Genomic DNA, 6,962 nt, shown 5'->3' with positions numbered 1-6,962 from the left:
AGTCTGGGGTCCAGCTGCCGAAGCGGGCGGCGTTCAGGCCGGCGAGCTTGTCGGACAGGTGCATCAGTTCGCTGATCTGCGCCGGCGACAGTTCGCGCAGCTGCTGGATCAGTTCCTGGGAGTCGTCCAGGTACTGGGGCAGGGCATGCAGTGAAAGTAGTCAATGCGGACAGGTGTTCACCTTGACAGGTTAACCGCCCATGAGCACGAGCATCGCTCGAACTCATGGGCGCAGCAACTGGTTCGGCAGCATAATCGGGTAGGCCCAGTAGGGGACTGCTCGGCACTGCAGAAGAACTCCTGCACATTAAACTGCTTGAGTTGCCCTGGGTTGTTCATGCATTGTTGGATGTTAAAAGCGCGCCTACCTTTACTACCAGGTTGAGCAGAAATTAGTCATTGTCAGAGGCGAGTTAGAATAACAACGACGATTGTTTGGGTTTATGTCTACCTTCGTCGGGCCTTAACTTGTAGCACCCTCAGTCCAGAGGCAAAGCCGTTGGGGGAACAAGAAAAGTTGTAAAGCGATTCGGCTATACGAAGTGAGTCAGCCTCACTGCAGAGGGCGTAGCTTAATAGATCCTTTGAAATCTGTTTAAATGATTCGTGTATTATTTGCTTGTGTGCATGCGTTGCCAGTGTTGGTTGTGATATGTTAAGTGCCTCTATGTGGTAAAATTTTGAAATTTCATCTAGTAGTGATATTGGGTTGTTGTAGTTAAGGTTCAACTTCTCGCCTAATTTTATTGTTAAGGCGTTCGCTTCATAAAACTCCGGGAAGTAGGGGTGGCAAAATTGACTGCTGAGGCAAGGTTCCTCAAATATCGAAATCCCGTTGGGCGCTAATGATTCACTGATGGATTTCAAGGATTCAGTTCTGTTGTGCAAGTGCATGAGCAAGAATCGGCTGTAGGTACAGTCAAAAAAATCTTCAGCTTTATCTTGAAAGCTAATATCACTGCGCTCAAAGCTGATATTGCCTAGCTTATTTGGTTTTGCAATGTCCCTGGCGATTTCAAGCTGATTCTCGGATATGTCTCTTCCTGTAATAGTTCCTCCATTAACGCTCAAGGCTTTCGCTAAAATGCACGTCATATGTCCATGGCCGCACCCTATCTCTAAAATTGATATTGGTTTTTCAATACGCAATACATGCTCATCTAGGAAGGCTAAGCTTGAGGGGTTGTATATTTCATTCAGTATCTTTAGTCGATGTTTGTCACTTATGCCTGTTGCAAGTCTGTAGTTTTTCATAAAAGGATCCTGGCTTATCTTTTTACAGGTGAAATCAAACCTCTGGCAAGATTAAGGCGCCGGTAAGCTTGTAACCGTTTTTTGTGCTGTTGCCTGTAACGTAAGAGGTCTGCAGTAAGATCCCCAGTATAAAAGTAAAGATTTTCCATGATTTCGCATATTTTGTAATTTGGCCAAGGCTTGTTTGCTAATCGTAAGAGCTTCGAGAAGGCATTAGAGCCATGGTAGTGTAAATAGATGTAAGCGAATGCGGTGCTTCGGCTTACTCCTGCGTGGCAGTGGAATATTATTTTTGTCTTCGCATTTGTTTCTAGAGTGCTGATGTCATTCATGTACTTTTTTAGAGTTGCTGTCATATGCTCAAGATCTGCGCTTTGCTCTTGATCGTAGAGTTCGTAAATAAAGTGTTTGGCGGGTTTGTAAGCTAAGATTTCTTTTATTCGAGTGCCGGGATCAATAAATGAAAAGATTACGTCAGGAGCCCACTCGCTGCAGGTGACGTTCAGGTTTTGTAAGCAAGTGATTTTTAAGTTTTCACCAGTAATCATTGTTGTTGTCTCCATTAAGTATTTCTGATATTCGGTCTTTTGTATTTGACGTAGTCTCTTCAGGTAATTTATGTAAATCGAACCATCCAATGTTTTTAATTTCATGGTGGTCGTGAATTTGTGTGGGGCCTAGATAATCAGTTATTTTGTAAAGCAAGACATAATCATGCTGGTGCCTCCATTTATTCAATAAAGCCGAAACAAGTAAGGGTTTGAAGGCAGTGAGGCCTGTTTCTTCTAGTACTTCTCTGCATACAGCTGCACGAGGTGTTTCTCCTGCTACTACTCCTCCACCTGGCAAATGCCAACCAATACGATAAGTGTGCTGTATTAAAAGGACTTGTTGCTTGTCGTTAAATACTACTGCTTTAACCCCTAGGCTTGGACATCCGAAAATTGATTTGATCTTGCTTGTGATGTTCTCAAAAAAGTAGAATTTCATATGATGACCTGCTCGAGGTGAAGTGGTGTTCCGTACTCCTTGAGAACGACGTTCTTAATGTGTTGTGCCAGCGCTATCACGTCGCTTCCGGTTGCTTGGCAAATATTCACAATAAAGCCGCCGTGGAGTTCGGATATCATTGCACCTCCAATCCGAAATCCTTTTAGCCCTAAAGCATCTATCATCTCGCCGACTCTAAGCTTATGATTAGGTCTTTGAAATACGCTTCCAGCATTTGGTAAGATATACGGTATGGTCGTGTGACGTCTCTTGAGAATAGCTTTCGCTGATGCAGCGACGGGTTGGTCATGCGCTCCCGGAATAAATTTAAATTTTGCCTGTATAATGATCTCTCGGCTTTTCTGGAAAATGCTGGTTCGATAGGAATTTTCTAGATCGTTTTTGTTATAGGTCATTATTAAATTGTTTTCTAGATTAAGAGTTGTTACTTCTATGAGCGCTTGATGAATATCACAGTCGAAAGCTCCAGCATTCATGTAGATGGCTCCGCCAATCGTGCCTGGTATTCCTATTAGTTTTTCGAGCCCGGAGAAGTTTCTATCAATTGACTCTTGTACGAGCGTCTGCAGACGGACTGAATTATCCGCAGTGCATATGTTCTCCTCCCATGTGAGTGTTTTAGGCATCCGCTGCATGAGTAAAAATGATGTGTCGCAACCATAATTGGGCTTGCTAAGGATTATGTTGCTACCACCTCCAAGGATTATTCGTTTTGTGCCGTTGCTGTGTACTATCGCGGACTTTAGTTCGCTTAAGTCTTTTGGTGAATAAGCGCGCTCTGCGTTTGAGTTTATGTAGTAGGAATTTAATTCAGTTAGCTCGGTCCGTTGAGGTGTGGTCATAAGTGATCTGTCCGCCAAGTATTTGAGCGTTGCTTATTATTCTTGAGTAACCACGCAATATTTGATTGAAGGCGGTTATATTGATTTGACATCCACAGGAAATAGCTAACAGGACTATTGCCATTCCGCCTCTTAGGTCCGGGGCTGATACGTTTATTGATACTTGGTTGGATTTCTTTTTGAAACCGTTGATTGAAATCGTGTTTTCAAAGCAGGAAATGTCAGCGCCAATTTTTCTAAGCTCATTGACATAGTTTGTACGGGACGGCATAACCATATCTCTAACTATATGCTTCGAATCAAGGGTGCAGCACAGCGCAGTTAAGATAGGCTGAAGATCAGTGGGGAACCCTGGATAAGGAAGTGCTGTAACATCAAGGGGCTGACGGTCGTTAAACGCTCTACCGTCGATCAAGATATCACCTGCACCCAGAAGGTAGTAAGGGCATTTCAATTGGTCCAGTATGTGAAGTGGCTCAGCCATGAACTGAATTGGATAGTTTTTAAGTAGAACTAATTTTCGTGCGGCCATTGATGCAAAGGCATAAGAACTTGCTTCGATTCGGTCATCGATAGGTTTGTGTTTGATTCCTCGTAGCGTTTTATTGTTGACGGGGACTACAATCAAATCACTGCCGTTTCGCAGGATTTTTGTGCCTGCTTTATTCAGGAATGATATGACATCATCAATTTCTGGTTCGAGGGCAGTATTCTGAATATGTATCGTTGAATTTGTGGTGCCAGTGACACAAGAGAATAGGGCTTGAAGTGTGGTGCCAACAGAGGGGTAAGGTAATTCTAGTGTTGTAATTAGCGCTGAACCTTTGCTGCATGATATTTCGTAGTCGTCATGGCTTATGGAGTTTCCAAGCTTAGTCAAGCAGTCGACGTGGTAGTCAAAAGGACGATTGAGGTCGCAACCACCAGGGATTGAAACTTTGGCACTACCAGTGCGTGAGCTCAATATGCCAAGCAGCAATAAACTATAGCGAGTATCCGAGCACTCTTTAAAAACTGCCTCGGAATGGATAGGGCCGCGTGCATCAATAATTAATTGATCTTTTTCCTGTATGCAGTGAGCTCCTAATTTGGATAGGATGATTATCATGGTTTTAATATCATCAATGTGGTCGTCATCAATTTCGAGGAGAGTGATTCCTTCGATCAGTAAGGACGCTGCTAATAACGGAAGCGTTGAGTTTTTTGAGGGGGATATATGAATGGTAGGTATTAGGTTTAAATCATAATCTAATGGCTTAAGAGTAGCGCTGTTCATCTCAGACCTCCGGCACTGTAAAGTTAATGTTTTTGTTGAATTTTTCAGTATCTTTTGCGTAGATTGATATGAACATCCGGCATACGGAATCTATTTTCTCTGCTGTGACATGCCTTCCGTCTTGCTGCCACGCTGTAGGTAGGCCTGGGGATTGAAAGAACATCTCAAAAGCAGGGAAGTACGAGACGCTCTCTAACCCCGGGTGTTCGTCAAGCAATTCGTGAATTGCAGCGACCAGATTGGATTTTGATCTGACATTTGCGATTCTAGGGTCGTAGGGCATGCCGCTGGTTTTTAGTGGTATTGGGGATACTGTAAAAACAATGGGTACTGAGCGGTGATGTGATGTATATATGATTTTTATTATTTTAAGGAGGTCGGATTTGATTTCGGCTACTGTCTGAAAGCGATTTCGAAAATTGAGTGGCTTATCAGACGTTATATTTGTTAAGGGAGCTCGGTTCAAGTGGTGCCATTCTTCGCCAATTTGCTGCTCCCAAAGTTCGCTGAGGCCGAATGTGATAACGAAAGCTGTGGAGCTTTCTAGTGCTATTTTTCCACAGGCTTGTAATTTGGCCTGCAAGTGTGATAGCTCCAATTCGGACTCTCTACTAATTGGATGCCTCCTGGCGTCATGAAAGCAGAGGTTGCCATCGACCGACTTTACCGCCCAAGTAATATTTCTCTGTTCTCCTTCTGAACAAGTTAATAGCTCGTGGATTATGGTTTTTGTATTGTAATGGAGTCCCCAGTCAGGTGCTGTGGTGTAAATATTGTGCAATGAGATCCAGCGTGCAAAATTGACAGCAAAGCAACTCCCGATTGTTAAGATCTTCGAATGCTCTGTAAGCCATCTATTCATGTTTCTTGTTTTATATGGTTTTTTGGTGGAGCTGTTCCACCTTTCACCCATTAAGTTTATGTCTTTATATTTCTTCATTGCTGTTCTTCCCGCTTGTGTCGTAAGTTTTGTCTCAGTGATTGCTTGCGAGACTGATCTTAGATCAAGTTAGAAGAGGATGTTCGGTAAGTTACTGTGGGAAAAGTCCACTGATGATGTAGGACTATTCTACGGACTGATTTTTTGGAGTATTATCAATAGGTTGTTGCTTCCCCGTAATTTTTCCCAACGAGTCCGCTAGGGGGGCATGCGAGAAGTCGCAGCATTTGAAACACTTACGCATTTGTTAGTGGCAGGAGTGATAAGCGAGTACAAGAGCGCGAGGATCCTTTCATACCTTATGCGAGCGCAGTGAAAATTTCGGTGTGTGTGGTAGATGCGAAAATACAGCTCGCAGAGTCAGTATCGTAACTCACGCAAGCGCTTTACCCAGATATCTATCGAATGAGATATGAGTGTAATCTTAGTGGGGAGGATTTGCCGTGTGAAGATTATTGTAGGTTAGGAAGATTAGAGATATTGGTCAGAATTTTCTACTGGTAACGATTCCGGAAAAATTTAGGCAGTCAGTGACTCGTATGCCTTGAATTTCGCTTAGGGAACATACAGGAACAAAATTGTATTCTGAGTGTTCGTTACTCAATGTTATTTTTGAAATGTCGTTTATAGTGCAGCGGAATATGAAGGCCTGTGAGTTATACTGCTTATGGTAGTAGACGCCAGTCAGTGTTGCGTCGGTGATCTGTTGATTAAGTTCTTCCAAGCACTCTCTAATTAGTGCTTCATGAATTGTTTCTCCAACCTCTAAGGCGCCGCCGGGGAGCCCCCATGCAAAATTCCCATAGGTTGCTTTTAATAGAAGTACCTCATTGTCTTCGTTAAATATTACTGCGTGGGAGCTCAAGCGGAAGGTATCGTCGAATGCCATGTATTAATCTCTGAGCTGGAGGAATATTTGTCAGTAGGTTAGTAGTGATCGCAGTGTAGTCAAATAATAAAATGTTTGAAGGTGTGACGAAGGGAGCATGTTCTCTTAAATGAACAGCTCCCGTCTTCGTCAGTAACTCACTCGCCAGGATGATCGCGCAGGAACACCAGGTGGTCCGGCTTGGACTGCTCGGCACTGTAGTAGTAGCCCTGCACGTCGAACTGCTTGAGCTGCTCCGGGTCGCTGATGCGCTGCTGGATGACGAAGCGGCTCATCATGCCGCGGGCTTTCTTGGCGTAGAAGCTGATGATCTTGTATTGGCCGTTTTTCAGGTCCTTGAAGTCGACGTTGATCACCCGGGCCTTCAGCGCGCTGCGTTTCACGGCACTGAAGTACTCGTTGCTGGCCAGGTTCAGCAGCACGTCATCGCCTTGTTCGGCCAGGGCCTGGTTCAGCCATTCGCTGATGCGTGTGCTCCAGAAGGCATACAGGTCTTTACCGCGGGCGTTGGCCAGCTTGGTGCCCATTTCCAGGCGATAGGGCTGCATCAGGTCGAGCGGGCGCAGCAGGCCGTACAGGCCCGAAAGCATGCGCAGGTGGTCTTGCGCGTAGCTGAAGTCGTCCTCGCCCAAGCTTTCGGCGTCGAGGCCGGTGTACACGTCACCCTTGAACGCCAGCAGGGCCTGCTTGGCATTGGCGGGGGTGAAGTCTGGGGTCCAGCTGCCGAAGCGGGCGGCGTTCAGGCCGGCG

At 44.9% G+C, this 6,962-nt stretch carries 8 protein-coding genes and 1 pseudogene; all 9 read right to left on the bottom strand.

What is annotated here, in order from left to right; genetic code table 11:
* A pseudogene (gene yaaA / locus AK81_RS28870) lies at window positions 1-139 on the bottom strand (peroxide stress protein YaaA); the annotation flags it as partial.
* A 308-nt stretch (window positions 140-447) separates the two neighbouring features.
* Complete coding sequence (locus tag AK81_RS28865) at window positions 448-1,254, bottom strand: class I SAM-dependent methyltransferase (protein WP_081042173.1); 807 nt, start codon at window positions 1,252-1,254, stop codon at window positions 448-450.
* Window positions 1,255-1,268: 14 nt separating this feature from the next.
* Window positions 1,269-1,817, bottom strand: coding sequence for a hypothetical protein (locus tag AK81_RS28860; protein WP_343226821.1), 549 nt, complete (start codon window positions 1,815-1,817; stop codon window positions 1,269-1,271).
* Window positions 1,789-2,244 (bottom strand): NUDIX domain-containing protein, encoded by a 456-nt coding sequence (locus tag AK81_RS27695; protein WP_069375861.1) that lies wholly within the window; start codon window positions 2,242-2,244, stop codon window positions 1,789-1,791. The genes AK81_RS28860 and AK81_RS27695 overlap by 29 nt, the downstream gene beginning before the upstream one ends.
* The gene (gene murB / locus AK81_RS28855; protein ID WP_081042171.1) at window positions 2,241-3,107 is read right to left on the bottom strand and encodes a UDP-N-acetylmuramate dehydrogenase; all 867 of its coding nucleotides are present in this window, start codon (window positions 3,105-3,107) and stop codon (window positions 2,241-2,243) included. The genes AK81_RS27695 and murB overlap by 4 nt, the downstream gene beginning before the upstream one ends.
* Window positions 3,076-4,383 (bottom strand): hypothetical protein, encoded by a 1,308-nt coding sequence (locus AK81_RS28850; RefSeq protein WP_081042170.1) that lies wholly within the window; start codon window positions 4,381-4,383, stop codon window positions 3,076-3,078. The genes murB and AK81_RS28850 overlap by 32 nt, the downstream gene beginning before the upstream one ends.
* A 1-nt stretch (window position 4,384) precedes the next feature.
* On the bottom strand, window positions 4,385-5,323 hold the full coding sequence (locus tag AK81_RS28845) for a GSCFA domain-containing protein (RefSeq protein WP_081042169.1): 939 nt from the start codon (window positions 5,321-5,323) through the stop codon (window positions 4,385-4,387).
* Between the two features lie 484 nt (window positions 5,324-5,807).
* Window positions 5,808-6,212, bottom strand: a complete 405-nt coding sequence (locus AK81_RS27415; RefSeq protein WP_043204359.1) for an NUDIX hydrolase — start codon at window positions 6,210-6,212, stop codon at window positions 5,808-5,810.
* Between the two features lie 137 nt (window positions 6,213-6,349).
* Window positions 6,350-6,962, bottom strand: a 613-nt coding sequence (gene yaaA, locus AK81_RS27410; protein WP_043204358.1) for a peroxide stress protein YaaA, incomplete at its 5' end; no start/stop codon positions are given.

Origin of the sequence: Pseudomonas putida W15Oct28 (assembly GCF_000708715.2) — a bacterium.
GTDB classification, from domain to species: Bacteria; Pseudomonadota; Gammaproteobacteria; order Pseudomonadales; family Pseudomonadaceae; genus Aquipseudomonas; species Aquipseudomonas putida_R.
The sequence above is the reverse complement of the archived record's forward strand: the minus strand, read 5'-3'. Positions and strand labels throughout refer to the sequence as shown.

Coding starts and splice junctions, on each gene's coding strand:
- AK81_RS28865 (WP_081042173.1), bottom strand. CDS start 1,254: ATGAAAAACTACAGACTTGCAACAGGCATAAGTGACAAACATCGACTA.
- AK81_RS28860 (WP_343226821.1), bottom strand. CDS start 1,817: ATGGAGACAACAACAATGATTACTGGTGAAAACTTAAAAATCACTTGC.
- AK81_RS27695 (WP_069375861.1), bottom strand. CDS start 2,244: ATGAAATTCTACTTTTTTGAGAACATCACAAGCAAGATCAAATCAATT.
- murB (WP_081042171.1), bottom strand. CDS start 3,107: ATGACCACACCTCAACGGACCGAGCTAACTGAATTAAATTCCTACTAC.
- AK81_RS28850 (WP_081042170.1), bottom strand. CDS start 4,383: ATGAACAGCGCTACTCTTAAGCCATTAGATTATGATTTAAACCTAATA.
- AK81_RS28845 (WP_081042169.1), bottom strand. CDS start 5,323: ATGAAGAAATATAAAGACATAAACTTAATGGGTGAAAGGTGGAACAGC.
- AK81_RS27415 (WP_043204359.1), bottom strand. CDS start 6,212: ATGGCATTCGACGATACCTTCCGCTTGAGCTCCCACGCAGTAATATTT.